18 protein-coding genes and 3 pseudogenes are annotated in these 17,409 nt (G+C 64.1%); 8 read left to right on the plus strand and 13 right to left on the minus strand.

Features of this window, described 5'->3' with window-relative positions; genetic code table 11:
- Positions 1–151: 151 nt before the first annotated feature.
- Both CBI38_RS40640 and CBI38_RS40645 read right to left on the minus strand, forming a co-directional pair.
- Positions 152–244: pseudogene (locus CBI38_RS40640) on the minus strand (PIN domain-containing protein); the annotation flags it as partial.
- 229 nt (positions 245–473) lie between these two features.
- A pseudogene (locus CBI38_RS40645) lies at positions 474–566 on the minus strand (helix-turn-helix domain-containing protein); the annotation flags it as partial.
- A 567-nt stretch (positions 567–1,133) separates the two neighbouring features.
- On the opposite strand from CBI38_RS40645, the gene CBI38_RS25065 reads away from it, so the two are divergent.
- Both CBI38_RS25065 and CBI38_RS25070 read left to right on the plus strand, forming a co-directional pair.
- Positions 1,134–1,508: a hypothetical protein gene (locus CBI38_RS25065; protein ID WP_109333145.1), complete on the plus strand. Its 375-nt coding sequence runs from the start codon at positions 1,134–1,136 to the stop codon at positions 1,506–1,508.
- A gap of 174 nt (positions 1,509–1,682) precedes the next feature.
- Entirely contained in the window at positions 1,683–2,051 is a 369-nt protein-coding gene (locus CBI38_RS25070; protein WP_230989954.1) for a hypothetical protein, read from the plus strand.
- Between the two features lie 56 nt (positions 2,052–2,107).
- Here CBI38_RS25070 and CBI38_RS25075 read toward each other — a convergent pair whose 3' ends face one another.
- Both CBI38_RS25075 and CBI38_RS25080 read right to left on the minus strand, forming a co-directional pair.
- Positions 2,108–2,470 carry a PH domain-containing protein gene (locus CBI38_RS25075; RefSeq protein WP_109335339.1) on the minus strand — a complete coding sequence of 121 codons (363 nt, stop codon included), beginning with the start codon at positions 2,468–2,470 and terminating at the stop codon, positions 2,108–2,110.
- Between the two features lie 56 nt (positions 2,471–2,526).
- Positions 2,527–3,348 (minus strand): class II glutamine amidotransferase, encoded by an 822-nt coding sequence (locus CBI38_RS25080; RefSeq protein ID WP_109333147.1) that lies wholly within the window; start codon positions 3,346–3,348, stop codon positions 2,527–2,529.
- Positions 3,349–3,483: 135 nt separating this feature from the next.
- Here CBI38_RS25080 and CBI38_RS40650 point away from each other — a divergent pair.
- A pseudogene (locus CBI38_RS40650) lies at positions 3,484–3,584 on the plus strand (AMP-binding enzyme); the annotation flags it as partial.
- Between the two features lie 33 nt (positions 3,585–3,617).
- Here CBI38_RS40650 and CBI38_RS25085 read toward each other — a convergent pair.
- The 3 genes from CBI38_RS25085 to CBI38_RS39325 form a co-directional block, all read right to left on the minus strand.
- Positions 3,618–5,333, minus strand: a complete 1,716-nt coding sequence (locus tag CBI38_RS25085; RefSeq protein WP_109333149.1) for an alpha/beta hydrolase — start codon at positions 5,331–5,333, stop codon at positions 3,618–3,620.
- Between the two features lie 217 nt (positions 5,334–5,550).
- Positions 5,551–6,024 (minus strand): DUF7144 family membrane protein, encoded by a 474-nt coding sequence (locus tag CBI38_RS25090; protein ID WP_418328285.1) that lies wholly within the window; start codon positions 6,022–6,024, stop codon positions 5,551–5,553.
- 17 nt (positions 6,025–6,041) lie between these two features.
- Complete coding sequence (locus CBI38_RS39325) at positions 6,042–6,344, minus strand: hypothetical protein (protein WP_418328286.1); 303 nt, start codon at positions 6,342–6,344, stop codon at positions 6,042–6,044.
- Positions 6,345–6,706: 362 nt separating this feature from the next.
- Here CBI38_RS39325 and CBI38_RS25105 point away from each other — a divergent pair, with 362 nt between their 5' ends.
- Entirely contained in the window at positions 6,707–7,105 is a 399-nt protein-coding gene (locus tag CBI38_RS25105) for a DUF7144 family membrane protein (protein ID WP_109335341.1), read from the plus strand.
- 6 nt (positions 7,106–7,111) lie between these two features.
- Positions 7,112–8,521, plus strand: a complete 1,410-nt coding sequence (locus CBI38_RS25110; RefSeq protein ID WP_109333153.1) for a hypothetical protein — start codon at positions 7,112–7,114, stop codon at positions 8,519–8,521.
- Between the two features lie 233 nt (positions 8,522–8,754).
- Here the strand turns inward: CBI38_RS25110 and CBI38_RS25115 are convergent, their stop codons facing one another.
- The 5 genes from CBI38_RS25115 to CBI38_RS25135 all read right to left on the minus strand — a co-directional run bounded on the left by CBI38_RS25115 (position 8,755) and on the right by CBI38_RS25135 (position 13,313).
- The gene (locus CBI38_RS25115) at positions 8,755–9,336 is read right to left on the minus strand and encodes a hypothetical protein (RefSeq protein WP_109333155.1); all 582 of its coding nucleotides are present in this window, start codon (positions 9,334–9,336) and stop codon (positions 8,755–8,757) included.
- Positions 9,336–10,094 (minus strand): ParA family protein, encoded by a 759-nt coding sequence (locus CBI38_RS25120; RefSeq protein WP_109333157.1) that lies wholly within the window; start codon positions 10,092–10,094, stop codon positions 9,336–9,338. Before CBI38_RS25120 ends, CBI38_RS25115 begins: the two co-directional genes overlap by 1 nt.
- 168 nt (positions 10,095–10,262) lie before the next feature.
- Complete coding sequence (locus CBI38_RS25125; protein WP_230989955.1) at positions 10,263–10,514, minus strand: hypothetical protein; 252 nt, start codon at positions 10,512–10,514, stop codon at positions 10,263–10,265.
- Positions 10,515–10,841: 327 nt separating this feature from the next.
- Complete coding sequence (locus tag CBI38_RS25130; protein ID WP_109333159.1) at positions 10,842–11,756, minus strand: NAD-dependent epimerase/dehydratase family protein; 915 nt, start codon at positions 11,754–11,756, stop codon at positions 10,842–10,844.
- A 213-nt stretch (positions 11,757–11,969) separates the two neighbouring features.
- Positions 11,970–13,313 carry an MFS transporter gene (locus tag CBI38_RS25135; RefSeq protein ID WP_109333161.1) on the minus strand — a complete coding sequence of 448 codons (1,344 nt, stop codon included), beginning with the start codon at positions 13,311–13,313 and terminating at the stop codon, positions 11,970–11,972.
- A gap of 271 nt (positions 13,314–13,584) precedes the next feature.
- On the opposite strand from CBI38_RS25135, the gene CBI38_RS25140 reads away from it, so the two are divergent.
- Positions 13,585–14,403, plus strand: coding sequence for an SDR family NAD(P)-dependent oxidoreductase (locus CBI38_RS25140; RefSeq protein ID WP_109333163.1), 819 nt, complete (start codon positions 13,585–13,587; stop codon positions 14,401–14,403).
- 47 nt (positions 14,404–14,450) lie between these two features.
- Here the strand turns inward: CBI38_RS25140 and CBI38_RS25145 are convergent, their stop codons facing one another.
- Positions 14,451–15,098 carry a PadR family transcriptional regulator gene (locus CBI38_RS25145; RefSeq protein WP_109333165.1) on the minus strand — a complete coding sequence of 216 codons (648 nt, stop codon included), beginning with the start codon at positions 15,096–15,098 and terminating at the stop codon, positions 14,451–14,453.
- A 127-nt stretch (positions 15,099–15,225) separates the two neighbouring features.
- Between CBI38_RS25145 and CBI38_RS25150 the strand changes: the two genes are divergently transcribed.
- Complete coding sequence (locus CBI38_RS25150; RefSeq protein ID WP_109333167.1) at positions 15,226–16,347, plus strand: aromatic ring-hydroxylating dioxygenase subunit alpha; 1,122 nt, start codon at positions 15,226–15,228, stop codon at positions 16,345–16,347.
- Position 16,348: 1 nt separating this feature from the next.
- On the plus strand, positions 16,349–17,323 hold the full coding sequence (locus tag CBI38_RS25155; RefSeq protein ID WP_109333168.1) for a PDR/VanB family oxidoreductase: 975 nt from the start codon (positions 16,349–16,351) through the stop codon (positions 17,321–17,323).
- Positions 17,324–17,409: the final 86 nt, after the last annotated feature.

The raw sequence follows: 17,409 nt of genomic DNA on the forward strand, positions 1-17,409 counted from the left end.
TTCACCGCCCGCGCCGCCGCAGTCGGTAACACCGACACAGTGTCGGCCGCCAACTCCGCCGGTGAGACCACCCGGATGTGTCCCGGAATTCGGGCTGGTGGAAAGTCTCTCCGATTCAGCGTGACGATCACCCCGGGTCCGCCGACGACGGCGGCCGGCACAAGCCCTCAACGGCCATCGACAGCAGAAAGTCCCGCTGCAGGCTCGGCCAGAGAACACAGGTATCGAGAACTGCTGCGAACACCCCGGCAGCCCTGTCGACCACCCATCGCAGTTGACCCGCCCCCACTGCGGGTGCGCCGACGCTCCGCGACCGCCCTTCGCGCGATCTTCAACTGCTCAGCCACCATCGCCGGATCGTCCTCGTCATCGATCTCGACAGCGGTCTGGGCGAGCGCCTCGTACTGGCGGGCCCGGCGCTGCTGCTGATACTCGAGCACATCGCGCAACAACAGCCGATGCCGAGTGCCGACCTTCTCCGCCGGCAACTCCACCACATCGATCAGCCGGCGCACCGTCGGCCGGCTCACCCCCAGCAGATCCGCGGCCTGCTGCGTCGTCAACATCGTCGCCCGCGGCGCCACCGTCACCGCACGCCCGGCCTGCAATGCGGCCACAACCTGCTCGAGCGCCGAATGCACCTCCGCCGGCAACTCCACCTGATCATGCTCACCTGCACCGACCAACAGATACCGCAGCTCCACCCGGTCGCCGCGTCGCCGCTCATGCGCATCGAGGAACCCCACCACCTCTGCCCAACCCAGCGCCCTCTGCCGCCTGCGGCAGGTACGTGTGCTGATCCAACGTGGAGTGGACACGCACTTGCGCTTCCAGGCGTACGGCAGCGCAGACGGAAGCGCTGACCTCTACCAACGCCTCGAAGTCAGCGAAGTCCCCGTTACCGTGCCCGCACCCCTACCAGTGATCACCGCGCTCGACGGCCCGAGCGGCCACTCCGCCTGCCGAGCCGAAACGGACATTGTGCGATCTCCGCGGAACCCCTCCCAGGGGTACTTTCTTTCCCCCTCCGAGTCACCGACCACCCCCTTCCGGGGAGTTATCGAACGCCGGCTTCCGGCGAAAACTAGTAGTCGTCCGAGAACACCAAAACCCCGAACTTCAGGAGCCACAGAATGTCCTCGACCACAACACGCACCGCAGCCGCAGCCGCAGCCGGCGTCGCCCTCGCCTTCGGTGCCGTGCTGGCCCAGAGTGCCACCGCCGCAGCAGTACCCACCGATGCCGCCGGACCGAAGTTCCCGCACACCTTCCAGGTGCGCGACCGCATCGGATGCGCCAACGCGTGGCCCATGGTCGCCTGCGATGCCCCCGACGAGGACGTCCCCGAGCAGGTCGAACTCTATGAGCCGGGCACCTCACTCACCCAGCCGGGAGGCGTCGACCTCTTCGGCAACTCCAGCGCCACGTACCACGCCGCGAACTACCCTCTCGAACCCGACGACGGCGTGATCTCCCATTCCCTCGACCCCGACATGCCCTGGATCTGACCACCGCCGGGCTCCGGCGCCGAGTTCCCCCCTCGCCGCCGGAGCACAACGGTGACGCGACACCGAGAGTTGCCGCCGCCGTCAGAGGCGGCCCCGACACCGCCCTGCTTGCCAAGCTGCAGCCGCCTATCCTTCCCTCCCACAACGGCCTGGCACAACGATTCGACGGACAGCATGACGGCGCTTTCCGTACCGTCCTCGGGCGAGCGCCGTGTCAACGGGTCGATCGTCATCACCCACACCAAGAATGACCTGGCCGTGGGCGTCGCCTACCCGCTGGCCTTACGCATCGCCCGCGACAATGCCGCCGCACTCGGCGACCAGAACGACCCCTACGGCGGGATCGGACGCAACGGCGCAAAACACACCCCCGAACTCGACAGAACCGAACAACTCCTACGGAAGGTGACCCCTCCGCACCAGCACACCTTCACACACAGCAAGGTTTTCAATCTCCAGGCCGACGCGACGATCACCGACCACGGCGACGTCGCCAACCCAGCCGTAGCGCAAGCCCTGCGCGACGTGCTCCGGGTGCAGTGATCCCGCCGCCAGGCACGTCACCTTACGAGTTCGAAGAACTTACAGTTTCCGCGACATCACGTGATGCGTCCGAGGATCACGGTGTGTACGTGGTGGGCCTTGTCGACGCCGCGGAAGTCGGCTTCGTATGTTGTCCCAGCGACGGCGAGGGCGATGCTGCTGGAGGAGAAGAATTGGCCGGCCCACGACTTGTTGCTGAGGAATGAGATCGACCGGATGTGCTTGTAGGGGATGGACGTGATCGCGGTGCGCTTGCCGACGAAGCTCTTGTCCTGGATAACGACGCGCAGGTTCGTCATCCCGAGGAAACCGGTACCCGCGCCGATGCAGTCGTAGACGGCGATAATTTGCTCACCGGGAAGGATTCCCTGTTCGACCTGCTTCAGCTGCTCCGACTTGTCGAAGATCGGTTCAGTCATGGCGACTCCTTCGATGTCGGTGCGGCAGTCCATTCTCGCAGAAAGAGGCCCTGCACTCAGCCGGGTGAGATCGGCTCGAATGGGCGGATCTCATCCTGCCCGGGTCGAACGACCCCGGCGGAGGACTCGGGCACTTCGTTCCACGCACCTTCGAGGTCGCGGAGGGGTTCGGAGACCACTAAACGAGTCTCCCCACCCAGTTCGTGCAGGACCTCGACTTCGGGATGAAGTGCGCGCAGTTTCGCGATCTCGGTGGAGAAGAACAGCGACCTCGACTGCCGTTCACTCGAATACCGGAAGGCCCACAGCGATTCACCCTCGGTGGTGGCGACGGTCATCTGCACCGGATGGTCGACACCGTGTGCACGGCCGACGTCTTCGACGAAGCCGACCGCGCGGGCAACCGCACCGAAAGGATCGTCGGCGAGGCCGAAGGTCAGGGCGAGGAAAAACAACGTTTCGGAGTCCGTCGAACCCTCGATGTCGAGGAACAGGGCCGGGTCGACGGCCATCACGAGGTCGCGTCTGATCTCGTGGAAACCCCGCAAGGCGCCGTTGTGCACCCACAGCCACCGGCCGTGCCGGAAGGGGTGACAATTGCTGCGCTGCACCGGAGTCCCCGTCGAAGCCCGCACGTGAGCAAGCATCATTCCCGTTCGCACCTGGCCGGCGATCTCCCGCAGGTTGCTGTCATTCCACGCCGGTTCGATGCTCTTGTACACCGCCGGCTCACTGCCTTCGCCGTACCAGCCGACACCGAATCCGTCACCATTGGTGGTCGTCGCCCCGAGACGTGAGTGCTGACTCTGATCGATCAGCGAGTGTTTAGGGCGGAACAACAGGTCCTCCGCGAGGATCGGTTCACCCGAGTAGGCCATCCACCGGCACATACCTCGATCCAAGCACTCGCCACGAGCAGCGGGGCCGGAACTGGGAAATCCTCATCGACAGCTGGTTCGTCCGTGTGGGGCCCGCCTCGACCTCGCCACCGTCAACGGACGCCCCTTCGCTGATTCAACGTGTATCCGCGCGAGGTCGAGGAGATCCTCCTCGACCACGACGCCGTCTCCCCGCTGCCGTCGTCGGCGTTCCCGACGACAGCCACGGCGAGGAGCCGGAAGTTGACACAGAAAGCGCCGACAGACTGTCAACCGTCGGCACCCATCTCGGCGAGCTCGGTCCGCAGCCGCTCGTTGTCCGCCGAAGTCCAGCCGTCGGGCGGCAGGATCGCACTCCACGCATCGGCAATGTCGACGACGTAGGAATGTCCGTGTCCGTCCGGCACACCTGTGGACACCGCCATGTCCGCCGCGACCTGGAAGAACGTCACGAACGGGAACCACTGCGTGCTGTCGAGAACGTCGTAGCCACGCTCCTCCTTCAGCCAGTCCGGCTCGCGCAGTAGCAACTCCGGCGACCACCAGACGATCGGATCCGACGGGTGCTGCAGATAGACCATGCGCGGCCGCCCCCACGGGGCATCGGGGCGCGGCAGATCCTCCGCCGCCCGAGCCCCGAAGCGCACCGTCTCGCCCTGCTCGTACACCGGAAGCCATTCGGGTGAGCCCGGATCGCGGTTCGTGGTGACATCGGTCCAGATCTCGTTCGCATTCGGTGGTCCGGTGAACAGCACACCGTCGGTGCGAGCTTCGACGTCGTCGACGTTGCCGAAAGCGCTTTCACCACCGAAGGAGCCGAGGCTCTCACCCATCACTACCAGCTTCGGACGGGACTCCGGTGGCAACTTCTTCCATTTATCGTAAACGGCGTCGAACAACGTCTCCCCGGCCTGGTGAGCCCGCTCCTTGTCGACGAGGAAGGACAGCCAACTCGGCAGATACGAGTACTGCAACCCGACCATCGCGGTATCGCCGTTGTACATGTACTCCAGCGAGGAGACGAGACTTTCGTTGATCCACCCGGTGCCGGTGGTGGTCGCCACGCCAACCACGGCACGATCGAACCCGCCGGCGCGTTCCAGCTCATCCGCCGCCACCTGGGCGTTCTCGCGGATCGAATCACCCCCACTAGCGAGCCCCGCGTAGGTTCGAATCGGCTCCACCGCGGCTCGACCGCCGTTGAACGCGGACAAGTCTTCGACGGACGGGCCACGCGAAATGAACGAGCGACCCTGCCGTCCCAGTGAATCCCACGTCACCAGCGACTCCGGGCCGCCCGAACGCAGCGGTGATGTGGGTGGCTCGTCACCGGCCTTGGTCTCCTGGTTGACGGCGGCGAATGAAGTATTCAGGCCAGACATGATCGCGCGAACTGCAGCCCCGTTGACCAGTGCGAAAACCAGCGCTACGACTATTACTCCGATCACGGTCGCCGAGATACGCCGGGGTACCACACGGCTGATCTTGCGTTCGACCCACCGCACGGCCCGTAGCAGCACCCGGGCCGTGGCAACCAACCCGACGTACACCAGCAACGCCACGATTCCCATGACGAGGTAACCCCACCACGGGAAGGGCGCGGCGCTCATGATTTCCCGGAGCTGGTCCTGCCAGTTGCCGAACCACACCAGCATCACTGCGGTTCCGACGAGACCGATGACCGCCGCCGTCCGGCGAACCATGGTCTTCACACGGTCCGACGCCTCGCGCTGCACAAGGTAGCGCACGAACTTCGAGCCGAGAAACCCAACGGTGTAGCCGATTGCAGCCGACACACCGGTGACCAGTCCCTGAAAGAACGGCCCCCGAGGCAGAAGCGTCGGCGTCAACGACAGCCACACGAACAGTACGGCGATTACCAGTCCGCCGAATGCGTACCTGTCGGGAAGCCAGCGTCGATGCCCAGGCGGCCGCGCGGCGCCGATGTCGCGTCCGGGTGCGCTGTCGATCACATCGTCCGTCATGGCTCGTCGCGTCCTCTCCATGACGGACGGACACTCGTCGTCCGCTATTTACCATTCTCCGTCATGCAGGGACCGGGACCTATCGAATCCACCGAGAATGCACGCCATCACGGGCCTGCCCCGAAAATTACTACCACGGGTATGCGGCAGCCAACCGAAATAGCGAGGAACGCCCGTAGACCTCGCGACCGGCAGAGCCGTTGTTTCGAGACGACTTTCACCGCGTCGCAGTGCCGGTACCGCGAAGGTTCGCGTCTCTTGCTTCTCTCTCGGGATTCCACGTCGAGACTGCCCAGATGATGACGACGTCGAGAGCGATGATCAGCAGTGACCACACCGGGTAGTAGGGCAACCACAGGAAGTTCGCCACTATCGAGATGGCCGCGACGACGATGGCCGACACTCGGGCCCACCCAGCGCCTGTGAAAAGGGCTAGACCGACGATCGCGACGAGGACGCCGAGAATGATATGAATCCAGCCCCAGGTGGTGAGGTCGAATTTGTAGACGTAATTTATGCCGCTGACGAATACTTCGTCTTCGGCGACCGCCGCGATGCCTTGGAAAAACTGGATGATGCCGACGGTGACCATGATGACGGCGGCCGCCATCGACGTACCGGCCGCGAAAGCCTGTTTGCGGGAGTCATACTCAGAACTCGCTGGATTACTTCCGGCGGTGCGATCGGACATGGCTGACCCTTCCCGAGCTACGATGTACCGGTACCATAATTATCTGCCGCCGCGTAGTGCGTTCGCGGCGAAATTGCCAATTCCCACCGACCAGCCCCGCAATCAGCGGCGGTGTGGTCACTATCCGCGGCCGCCCCTCCACCACGGTCGTCAACCTCGTCAGCCTGCGCGCTGTCGCGGCCGCGGGACTTCTCGATCGCCTTGCGGACGCGTTTGTGAGTCGAGAAATCCAGGACGTCGCGAAGTTCGCGCACCTGGGCGGCCACGTCGATATGGGAGTACCAGACTTCCAGTTCGCCGCGCTCAGCCTGGGACGACATGGTCTCGCGGTATTCCGCGGCGCAGGCGAGGGCGGTTCGTCGTCGCCCACCACACCGAACGGAGTTCGGCGCCGAACCATTTCGCCATGTTCGAGGCGATCCACCCGCGTCGGCTGATCGACGACGACGTGTCCCGCATCGGGGAAAGTTACTCGCTGGCCATGGCGTGCCTTTCCATTCATGATCTCGCGCATTCTGGCCCGACGTCAGCGTTTCGGGTGCAATCGGTCTCGAGCCGGATGATTCGGACCGCGCGTGCCCGATCGGAGTGGGTCGGCGAAAAAGCAGCCACCGTCTTGGGGATCGGAGGACACTGAAATTCACGAAGACCACTTCACACGTCGCCCGGGAAGGGAACGATGATGTCCGAGGACTCGTTGGTCAAGCAGGGTGTGGCTAAGGGAACATCGATGGGCGGGGCAGTCCTGCTGGTCACGGTCGGGGTGCTCGAGTTCCTGCAGGGAATCTCCGCGGTCGCCAAGGACGATGTCATCGTCGTCGGCATCGAATACACCTATCAGTTCGACGTCACCACCTGGGGATGGTTCCACCTCGTATTCGGCGTGATCGTCGCGGCCGTCGGCGCGGCGCTCTTCACCGGGGCGACATGGGCGCGAGTCGGTGCCATGATCCTGTGTGCCCTCTCGATCTTCGTGAACTTCCTGTGGCTGCCCTACTACCCACTGTGGGCAATCACGATCATCGCCCTGAACGCCGTCGTGATCTGGGCCGTCGCAACCTGGAACCCCGCCAAGATCTGAACGGCGATGACCGATGGCACCGGTACTCCCGCCAGTAGCTCACTCGACAACGACGAACGCGCCGAACTCTTACGCCTACGCGAGGAAGTCGCGGCGCTGCGCGGACACACCACCGGCACCACCACCGACATTCCCGCTCGAACGGTTCCGCGGCCACCCCGGCACGGGCTGCGCTGGACGGCCGTAGCCATCCTGCTCGTGTTGGTGGCCGTGCTCGCAATCGCGTCGGTCACCGCACGTTTCACTCGCAGCCAGATCCTCGACACCGACCGCTACGTCAGCACCGTGGCACCTCTGGGCGACGATCCGGCTGTCCAGGCCGAGATCAGCAATCAGGTCACCGACGAAATTTTCACCCGAGTCGACGTCGAGGGACTGACCAAAGACGCCCTGACCGCACTGACCGACGTCTCGATTCTCGCCACGAATGCCCCCCGCCTCGACAAGGCCGTCGTCGGCCTCGCACCCGTGCTCACCAGCCAAGCAAGGAACTTCGTCCACGACACCGTCAGCTCACTCGTGCAGTCCCAGCAATTCGAAGACCTCTGGATCCAGGCGAACCGGTCCGCCCACGTTAGGCTCGTCGCGGTGATGACGGGGAATTACGGCCTCAGCTCCGTCGAAGTCGACCAAACCGGCACCGTCAGCATCTCCCTCGGCACCGTCATCGACAGGGTGAAGGCGGCACTGAACGAGAGAGGTTTTGCGTTCGCGGACAAGATCCCGTCCGTCGACAAGCAGTTCGTACTGTTTCAGTCACCGGAGCTGGTGAAGGCGCAACGGGCCGTCTCCGCCCTCGACAAAGTGTCGGCAATCCTGCCGTGGCTGGGAATCGCATGTGCCGCCGCCGCGGTCGCCGTCGCCCCCACCGGCCGCCGGCTCCGCGCCCTCGCCCTCGTCGGGCTGTCGATCGCAGTGGGGATGCTCATCCTCGCAATCGCGATCCTCATCGGACGCGCGATTTACCTCGACAGCGTCCCACCCGACATTCTGTCGCCCGACGCGGCCACAGCCGTTATCGACACCGTCCTGGTACCGCTGCGCACGAGTCTGCGCGCCGTCGCAGTCCTCGGCCTGGTGATCGCCCTCGGCGCTTACCTCATCGGAGGCTCGTCGTCCGCGGCCACCGTGCGGCGCGGCTATGGGCAGGCACTCGACTTCGCCCGCCGATCCGGCAAAAGTGGGCCACCGAACGAGATCGAACGATGGGCGCATCAGCTTCGAGTTCCCCTGCGGTGCGCGATTATCGGTGTCGCTGCCCTGCTGCTGATGTTCTGGCGCTACCCCACCGGACTCGTCGTGTTGTGGATTGTGCTCGGCGCCCTGCTGGCGCTCGCGGTTTTAGAACTGGTCATCCGGCCAGCCCGCACAGCCACTCCACAGAACACCGAATCTACGTCAGCGGCATCGCCTTGATCGCGGAGGCCCGACGTCTCGGCCCGGACTTGTAGTTCGAGTGCGTCTTCGAGGTTTGTGGTGCAGCTTGCGGACGTCGTGTTGATGAGGGCGCCGGAGCTGAGTTCGCTGACTGACCTCGCTGAAGGTCCCAGCGTTGCGCCGACATGCGCAACGTGTTGCAGTTGGCTCCCCCAGGTCAACGGGCATTCGGAGCGGCTGCCGCGTTATGGTGTGGGCGACTCTCCGTGGAGCTAGTTGGTGCGTGGTCCCCGGACGAGTTCTGCGTTGCGCGGGGGGAAGGGTTCGCCGTTGTTGTACTTGCGTGCGAGAACGGCGAGGTAGTGGGCAAGGGCTTCGTCGACGAGGTTGGACCAGCTGTTGGGGGCGCCGGCGATGTGGCCGATGGCTGCGACGGCATTCTTGCCATCCTCGACCTTGGCGCGCTTGATGTAGACGGATTCCTGTTTCTTGTCTGCGGAGACCCGTGTGGGAGTCTTCCTTTCCTCCCCAGGGGCCACCGGTTCGGCGGTGGCGGCTGCTTCCTGTGCGACGCCCACTCCCTGTTCGACGAGGTTCGGCAGGCGTCGCCTGCGGCGTTCGAAGGGGTTGTTGGCCGGTCCTGCGACGTCCACTCCCTGCTCGACGAGGTTCGGCAGTCGTGGTTTGCGGCGTTCGAGGGGGTTGTTGGCGAGTCCGGGCTTACGTGCGACGCTCGTCAGAACGTCCACGCGACGAGTTCTCGAGTACGTCCCCTCCGGGTGAGCGCCTGCGGGGGGCTGGCGGCGGCGTTCGAGGGGGTTGTTGGCGAGTCCGGGCTTACGTGTCGCGCTCATCACGAGGTCCTTTCGACGAGTTCTTGGGCGGCATCGCGGTAGGCCCGTGCTGCGGACGAGGACGGTGCCCATCTGACGACGGGTTCTTCGGCGCTGTAACTTTCGCTGACACGGACGGACTTCGGGATGATGGTGCGCATCGTCTGGTCGGGATAGGTCTCGCGGAGCGCGGCGAGGACCTGCTGGTCGATGACCTGTCCGAGTTCGACGCGGCCGCACAGAATGTGATTGAGCTTTGCAGTGGGATTGAGCAGCTCGACCTGCTGGGTGATGTAGTTCTCGATCCGCATGAGCGCTTCGAGTTCCATAGCTCCGGTCATGACAGCGGCGAGCACTTCGGTGCAGGCGACGAGTGCGCTGATAGTCAGGTGGTCGAAGTCTCCGGGGCAGTCGATCAGGTTGAAGTCGACGTCGGGGGCGCCGGCAAGGGCTTTGCGCAGGATGCCGTGGGCGCCCGGCTTCTTGAGGAAGTAGGGCCCTACGGAGTCGAGTTCCTTGGTGGCAGGAATGAGGTGGATCCCGGACGCGGTGATGGTTGTGGCGTCTTCGATGCTCGACACCAGCATGAGTACCGACAGGACATCGTTGTCGACGGCTTCGGGCGTGGCGCCGAGCCAGGTGGTGGCGTTGCACTGTGGGTCGAGGTCGACGACGCGGACGGTGTAACCGGCTTCGACGAGGGCTTGGGCAAGGTTGACCGTGCTCGTGGTCTTGGTGGAGCCGCCTTTATGGTTGACCACTGCGATGGTGCGGGTCATGGGCCTGTCCCTTCGTGAAAATATTGTGACGTAAAAAGTACTCATCCGCGACGGCGTACGTGTCGCGTTGAGATTTTCAGTCCTGAGACCATCTCTGGCGGAGGACGATTTACTGTGACTATCGCGACGAGCAACCGGTCGACACTCACTGCCCGGACCGGTGGTCCGTCACGGTCCTGATCTGCGGGGTTCCACGGGTTGGCTTGTCGCGGAACGTTTCTCGTGAATCGATGCCATTAGTTCGGTCAGGCCGGTGTCGGCCGCGATCAGCCCCGCGATGTAGTCGTTCGCAGTCATGCCGTGCGCTTTCGCGGCGCTGGCAGCTGCTTCTTTGAGCTCTGGTGGCACCAGCGCCTTGACTACTGCACGGGTTCCCTTGCTGGGCCGCCCTCGGCGGCGGGAAGCAACAATCTCGGCCATGCCCGCAATTCTGGGACCAGAAAGTCGAACGACCTAACCGACACGCCGCGCCCCACAAAATTCCCCACGACGGATCGTTGCTTGCAGGGCCGCAGACCTCGACGACCGGAGGTGTTTCGCTCAGCGGTGTCGGCGGTCTATGCGGCGTGGTCGGGCGAAGGTGGCGCGTGCCATCCGGGTTCGATCCAGGGTTGCTGGCCCGGTAGGCCGAGGCAGAAGCGTGCAGTGGGCGGGGTTGTGCCGAGCTTCGAAGGAGACGGCCCCGAACGTCTAGGTCCGCGTCCCTGCCGGGGTGTGATCATTACACGCATTCTGCTTTCGGTCTTCTCATACGGAAGCCCGACGGGCGGTGTGCACGATCTGCGCGATCGCACGGCTGCAATCTGTTTGGGTGTAGCCGAGCAGCGCGGTCTCGGTTGCGTCGGACTCGTAGTGCATGGTGTTGCCTCGGCCCTGAACGATCATCGCGTCGGGCAGCAGGGGGTGCTCCTCGTCCCGTTCGTCGATGCTGCGTGTACCGCCCGCGGCGTCGACGAGCATCTGGAAGTATTCGCGAAAGGTCAGATTCTCGTCGCCGACGAGGTACGCCTTGCCCGGTTCGGCGTGTTGAAGTGCGCCCCAGATCGCCTGTGCAAGAGAAGTAGCCGACATATAGTTCGATCCCCCGGGCGGCGCGAAGTCCGGGATATCGGGCAACTCACCGGCTGCCCACGCGATGATCCGCCCATACCGCCGCGCGGAGACTCCGGAGATGGCACCGAGGATCGATGGTGGATTGAGAGTGGAGACGTTGAACGACTCGTCGGCGAGCGCCCGAGCACCCTCGTCGGCAGCACGTCGAGCCGCGATATAGGGGACGGTGTCGGCGAGGTCTGGACGCAGGTGGTGGTAGTAGCTGCCCACCTGGACCAAGCGCGGTACACCGGCGCGCTTGGCGAGCGCAGCGAAGCGGGGAATGCCGGAGATCTGCGTCTTCTCCCAGAACGCCGCTTGGTCGACGCCTCCGCTCATGTGGCGCACGTCTTGGCCGGCGGCGAAGACAATGGCGTCGAAAGGGGAAAGCTGCTCGACGGTGAAGGTCTGCTCGGTGTAGTCACCGAGCAGGACCGGAAAGTCTCGGACCGGGGACTCGTCGCCGAGCGCGTTACGCGCTGCCACGGTCACATCGTTGCCCTGCTCACGCAGATGTAGTGCGGTGTAGGCGCCGATCATTCCGGTGCCGCCGACGATAAGAACCTTCATTCGTGTTCGCCCTTCTCGCGTTCGCGCTCGCGCCCAGCGCTGCTGGCTGAGGGAGCAGCGGGATATGCGAGTGAGTGTTCTGGACCTCGGCGTGGATGGCCGGATGCATCGCCCAACCTAGCCGTTGATCACGGTGCTCTTATTCGGAATTCCCACTCAGTGGTCATCGGTGGGGAGTGTTGCTGGTCCCTAGATATGGACGGTGCAGTAAAACTACGGTACGAGATTTTGGTTCAGGTCACGCCCATTGGTCTCGGGAGTGAGTGCGAGTGCTCCAATCGAAGCGAGAGCGGTGGTCGCGGCAATCAAGCTCAACGGCACACTCGACCCGGTTGCCGCGACCAGGCCGCTGGCGATCAGGGGAGTAAATCCGGCACCGAGAAGGGCTGCGGTCTGGTACGCCATGGAAACACCTGTGTAGCGCACACGGGTAGCAAATATTTCGGACAGCAGCGGCGTCAGCGGCGCGTACATTGCATTCTGGAGGAGCTGCGCAAACATCAAGGCGCCGACCATGACCAACATGGATTTTGTGTTGATCATGGCATACAGCGGAAATGCGAACAAAACCGTTCCGATGGCCCCGGAGATCATGACTCGACGTCGACCAAGCCGGTCTGAGAGGGTCGAGAACAGGGGAATGAAGACGATCGATATGGCGACCACTGCGAGAAGCGCGCCCATGACATCGGAGACCGCATAGCCAATTCCGGATGCGTAAGCCACAACGTGCGTACTTGTCAGGGAGGTCAGGGCAAACGGAGCCAGGCCGGCGGCCACCGCCAAGACGAGTTGCTTCGGACGGCGGAGCACCTCCAGAGCGGGACTGCGCCGGTCCTTTCGTTTGGCTGACGCCTCCACGAAGATAGGGCTCTCGACCACGTGGAGTCGGACGTAGAGTCCGATCACCATCAGGATAGCGCTCAACAGGAAGGGAATTCGCCATCCCCAGGTCAAGAGCGCGGATTCCGGGAGGAGGGTCACGGCCGCAATCGCTGCCGTCGACAGAAGAAAGCCGAACGGTGTTCCGAGTTGCATAATCCCGGCCCACCGCCCGCGGTGGTCCGCGTCCGAGTGTTCGACGACCATGAGCGCCGCACCTCCCCATTCCCCACCCACTGCGATGCCTTGAATGACGCGCAGGACGATGAGCAGGATCGGCGCGAGGATGCCTATCCCCTGGTAGGTGGGCAGCATTCCGATCAGCACACTGGCGATACCCATCGTGGTCATGGTGATTACCAGCATCGACTTTCGGCCGAGCTTGTCACCGAAGTGCCCGAATATCACACCGCCGAGCGGTCGCGCGGCGTAACCGGCCGCGAGGGTTCCGAATGCGGCAACTGTACCGACAGCCGGATTCGAGGCGGGAAAGAACAGTTGCCCGAATACGAGGGCAGCCATGGTGCTGTAGAGGAGAAAGTCATAGTACTCAATTGTCGTCCCTAGGAGACTCGACAATGCGACCTTGCGGAGCAGGGATCCGTCGTGCGAGGAAAGACGGTCCTCGGTGGGTGTCGCTTGGCGTGCGGGCGGCACTTGGGGCGGATTCGTCATCAGGTGCTCCTTTGCAGATTTACACGGAAGCTGACTGGCGATGGGCATCCGAACCGATCGGATCGGCAGGGTCATTTCGCCAGTAGGGTTGAGACAAACGTCATTTCACCGATTCACCATCATCGGTCAACGTAGTTCACGTTGCACGGAGTCCGGCGGCGTGCTTTTGCATTGCCCACGGGCTCGATGAAATCCGAAAGATCGTGTGGAGCGGTGTGAACCTCCCGGTGACCGGGAGCAAAGGGGCATCGTGGCACCGACATGTCATGAGATGACAAGCATGAACCTCACTTTCACACCAGGCGCACTGTTGCGCGGCCGGCGTGCCGTCGTCACCGGCGGTGTGGCCGGCATCGGAGCCGCAATCGCGCGCAGCTTCGCGGCCCACGGCGCGCATGTCCTCATCGCTGACGTGAACCCCATCGGAGACGTCGACTTCGACGGTGCCGCCGGTGGGCGGCTGGACGCGATCGTGGCCGACGTCTGCTCTTCGCAGGTAGAACCGGCACTGGTCGAGCACCGACCGGACATCCTGGTCAACAACGTCGGACACTTCGTACGCGCGCCCCAAGAGTTCACCGCCGACACCGCCGAGCAGTGGGCCGGGTTACATGAGGTGAACTTCGCCCATGCGCTGCGGCTGACGCATGCACTACTTCCGGGGATGACCGAGCGCGGCCGTGGAGCGGTGGTAAACCTCACCACCGTCGAGGCGCACCGAGCAATTCCGGGGCACACCGTCTACTCCGCATACAAGGCGGCGCTGATGCAATTCACCCGCTCGCTCGCGGCCGAGGTGGGTCCGGCGGGAATCCGGGTCAACGCGGTTGCCCCGGACCTGATCGAGACGGCACAAGTTCCCTACGGAGACTTGGTGCCCGAGCAGGACCGCGCACTGTGGCCGTTGTGGTCACCGCTCGGCGGCCCCGGTAAACCCGAGGACGTCGCGGGTGCCGCGCTGTTTCTGGCGTCCGACCTGTCCCGGTTCGTCACAGGCAGCACTATCCACGTCGACGGCGGCACGCACGGTGCCGGGGGCTGGGTGCCGCGCCCGACCGGTGGCTGGACAAACCGCCCCCGAAATCCCTGACCAGAAATGGAATAGCCGCCGGCCGCAGTCGCCCTACCCGAGCCGGATTACGAGCGCGGTGCGACCGGGTGTTCGGTAGCGCTGTCATCGTCGTGGTCCGGCGGTGACGACTCGGTGCCCGCAAGCTCGTCAAGGAGAGCAAGTCCTTTGTGCGCCCAGTCGATCTCGGACCGGCTCCGGGCGATCATGCCGTCGTAGGTGTAAGCCTTGTACGCGATGATCCGTGCGTGTTCATGCGCCGGGTAGTGATCGAGCCGCCGGACGATTGCTGGATCCGTACCGGCCTTGATCCCGTCCCGGACGGCGGTGAGTAACTCGACTTGAGTGCTGTAGTACTCGATGTGCTTGTGCAGGATCTCCCGCGCACGATCAGGGTCCGCCCATTCGAAGTAGGCGGCCTGCATGTGGTGGGCATCGCGTTCGGGGGCGTGGTCGAGCGGAGTGTTCATCCACGCTCGGAAGGCGGCGATGCCGTCGTCGGTGATGCTGTATTGCGTTTTGGTGCTCCGGGGTCCCCACCTGACCTGTTCACCCTGGATTAGTCCGTCTTTCTCCATGCGGCGCAGTTCGGGATAGATCTGCGAGTCGGGTGCGTGCCAGACGTGCCCGACGGAACCCCCGAACCGTTTGGCGGCGTCATATCCGGTGAGCGGGCCCGCCGTGAGCAGGGCCAGCAATGCGTAGCGAAGGCTCATGTCTCCTCATCGGCCGGGCTGTCTTGCCAATCACTATATCGATAGATAGTGTGTGCGTCACATCACCCAATAGCTATGCATGTAGTTATTGTGGATCTCTGTAGGTGACGATCCCCAAGGACATCGCATGACCGATCTCGGCCCGGGCGGCGCGACCGCCAAGAACATGGCCTTCCCCCTCAACGCTTGGTACGTCGCGGCGTGGGACTACGAAGTGACCTCCGCGAAGCTGCTTGCCCGCAGGATTGCCGACAAGCCGATGACGCTCTACCGCACCACGGACGGCCGCCCGGTCGCCCTCGCCGACGCCTGCTGGCATCGGCTCGCCCCGTTGTCGCTCGGCGCCCGCATCGGTGCCGACGAGGTGCAATGCCCCTACCACGGCTTGCGTTTCAACTCCGCTGGCCGTTGTACCAAGATGCCGGCGCAGGAGACGATCAACCCGTCGGCGATGGTGGCGTCCTACCCCGTCGAACAGCGTCACCGGTTCCTGTGGGTGTGGCCGGGAGATCCGACGCTCGCCGACCCCGCCACGATCCCCGACATGTTCCAAATGGACTCGCCTGAGTGGGCAGGAGACGGCCGGACCATCGACGTTCAGGCCAACTACCAGTTGGTGCTCGACAATCTCATGGACCTCACCCATGAAGAGTTCGTCCACTCCTCGTCCATCGGACAGGAAGAACTCAGCGAGTCCGATTTCGTTGTCACCCACGACGAGCGAACGGTCACGGTCACCCGTTGGATGCACAATATCGACGCGCCACCGTTCTGGCTGAAGAACATGCGTGACAAGTACCCCGGGTTCGAGGGCAAGGTCGACCGCTGGCAGATCATCGAATTCCAGGCTCCGGGCACCATTCGCATCGATGTCGGTGTGGCCAAGGCCGGCACCGGTGCCCCCGAGGGTGATCGCAGCCAGGGTGTCAACGGCTTCGTGATGAACACGATCACCCCGGTCGACGAGAAGACGGCGCTGTACTTCTGGGCCTTCCAGCGCAACTACCGCCTCGAGAGCCAACTGATCACCACCCAGCTGCGCGACGGAGTGCACGGCGTCTTCGGCGAGGACGAGGCCATGCTCACCGCTCAGCAGGCCGCCATCGACGCCAACCCGGACCACGAGTTCTACAACCTCAACATCGACGCGGGCGGGATGTGGGTCCGCCGCATCATTCAGCGCATGATCGAGAGCGAGCGCCTGCACACCGCGAATATCGATGCTCTCGCCGCCGAAACGGTGAACTGACATGACCGACAACAAGATTCTTTGGCAGCACGGCCAGGTCACGTCCATCGAGCCCGCCGCCGACGGCATCGCCAAGATCGTGATCGCCACCGAACACTCCCATCGCGCAGCCCCCGGCTCGCACGTGGACGTCCGCATCGACAGCGGCGACGTCCGCTCGTACTCGATCGTCTCCGGCGCCGCCGACGGCCACAGCGTGACGCTCGGGGTCCACCTGTCCCCCACCTCCCGCGGTGGGTCCCGGTACATGCACACCCTGCAGGCCGGTGACCGGATCGAGCTCACCGCACCACTGCAGAACTTCCCGCTGCGTGTCGGCGCACCGCGGTATGTCCTACTCGCCGGAGGCATCGGCATCACCGCGATCGCGGCCATGGCGGCGGTGCTGCGGCGGGTCGGGGCCGACTACCGTTTCGTCTACGTCGCGCGCAGCCGGACCGCGATGGCGTTCCTGCCGGAACTGCTCGCCTTGCACGGCGACCGCCTGGAGGTTCACATCGACGACGAGGGCACCGGACTGGACGTCAGGGCACTCGTCACCGCCATCGACGAGGTGACGGAGTTGTACATGTGCGGGCCGATCCGATTGATGGATGCCGTCCGCCGCACCTGGGTCGAGCGAGATTTGCCGCTGCCCAATCTTCGTTACGAAACCTTCGGAAACAGCGGGTGGTTCCAGGCCGAGGAATTCGTCGTAAACATCCCGCGGCTCGGCATCGAGACCACCGTCCGGTCGGGCGACTCACTGCTCGACGCTCTCGAACGAGCCGGCGCGGACATGATGTTCGACTGCCGCAAGGGCGAGTGCGGTCTGTGCCAGGTCGATATCGTCGACGTCGAGGGCACCGTCGACCACCGGGACGTGTTCTTCAGCGAAAAACAGAAGGCCAACTCGAAGAAGCTGTGCGCCTGCGTGTCCCGAGTAGTGTGCGCCGAAGGCGGCCGCGGTGCGACCTTGACCCTCGAGGTGCCATGACCGCCGACGTCGGACCGTGCGTGATTCCTCCGGTTTCCACACCGGACGCGCCCCGCACCCTCTGGCCGGTCGGCGAGTGACGGGTA

Origin of the sequence: Rhodococcus oxybenzonivorans, from assembly GCF_003130705.1 — a bacterium.
Classification (GTDB): Bacteria; Actinomycetota; Actinomycetes; order Mycobacteriales; family Mycobacteriaceae; genus Rhodococcus_F; species Rhodococcus_F oxybenzonivorans.

Coding starts and splice junctions, on each gene's coding strand:
- CBI38_RS25090 (WP_418328285.1), bottom strand. CDS start 6,024: ATGTCCGATCGCACCGCCGGAAGTAATCCAGCGAGTTCTGAGTATGAC.
- CBI38_RS25065 (WP_109333145.1), top strand. CDS start 1,134: ATGTCCTCGACCACAACACGCACCGCAGCCGCAGCCGCAGCCGGCGTC.
- CBI38_RS25145 (WP_109333165.1), bottom strand. CDS start 15,098: ATGAGCCTTCGCTACGCATTGCTGGCCCTGCTCACGGCGGGCCCGCTC.
- CBI38_RS25135 (WP_109333161.1), bottom strand. CDS start 13,313: ATGACGAATCCGCCCCAAGTGCCGCCCGCACGCCAAGCGACACCCACC.
- CBI38_RS39325 (WP_418328286.1), bottom strand. CDS start 6,344: ATGTCGTCCCAGGCTGAGCGCGGCGAACTGGAAGTCTGGTACTCCCAT.
- CBI38_RS25070 (WP_230989954.1), top strand. CDS start 1,683: ATGACGGCGCTTTCCGTACCGTCCTCGGGCGAGCGCCGTGTCAACGGG.
- CBI38_RS25080 (WP_109333147.1), bottom strand. CDS start 3,348: ATGGCCTACTCGGGTGAACCGATCCTCGCGGAGGACCTGTTGTTCCGC.
- CBI38_RS25105 (WP_109335341.1), top strand. CDS start 6,707: ATGTCCGAGGACTCGTTGGTCAAGCAGGGTGTGGCTAAGGGAACATCG.
- CBI38_RS25130 (WP_109333159.1), bottom strand. CDS start 11,756: ATGAAGGTTCTTATCGTCGGCGGCACCGGAATGATCGGCGCCTACACC.
- CBI38_RS25120 (WP_109333157.1), bottom strand. CDS start 10,094: ATGACCCGCACCATCGCAGTGGTCAACCATAAAGGCGGCTCCACCAAG.
- CBI38_RS25150 (WP_109333167.1), top strand. CDS start 15,226: ATGACCGATCTCGGCCCGGGCGGCGCGACCGCCAAGAACATGGCCTTC.
- CBI38_RS25125 (WP_230989955.1), bottom strand. CDS start 10,514: ATGGCCGAGATTGTTGCTTCCCGCCGCCGAGGGCGGCCCAGCAAGGGA.
- CBI38_RS25075 (WP_109335339.1), bottom strand. CDS start 2,470: ATGACTGAACCGATCTTCGACAAGTCGGAGCAGCTGAAGCAGGTCGAA.
- CBI38_RS25115 (WP_109333155.1), bottom strand. CDS start 9,336: ATGAGCGCGACACGTAAGCCCGGACTCGCCAACAACCCCCTCGAACGC.
- CBI38_RS25110 (WP_109333153.1), top strand. CDS start 7,112: ATGACCGATGGCACCGGTACTCCCGCCAGTAGCTCACTCGACAACGAC.
- CBI38_RS25085 (WP_109333149.1), bottom strand. CDS start 5,333: ATGACGGACGATGTGATCGACAGCGCACCCGGACGCGACATCGGCGCC.
- CBI38_RS25155 (WP_109333168.1), top strand. CDS start 16,349: ATGACCGACAACAAGATTCTTTGGCAGCACGGCCAGGTCACGTCCATC.
- CBI38_RS25140 (WP_109333163.1), top strand. CDS start 13,585: ATGACAAGCATGAACCTCACTTTCACACCAGGCGCACTGTTGCGCGGC.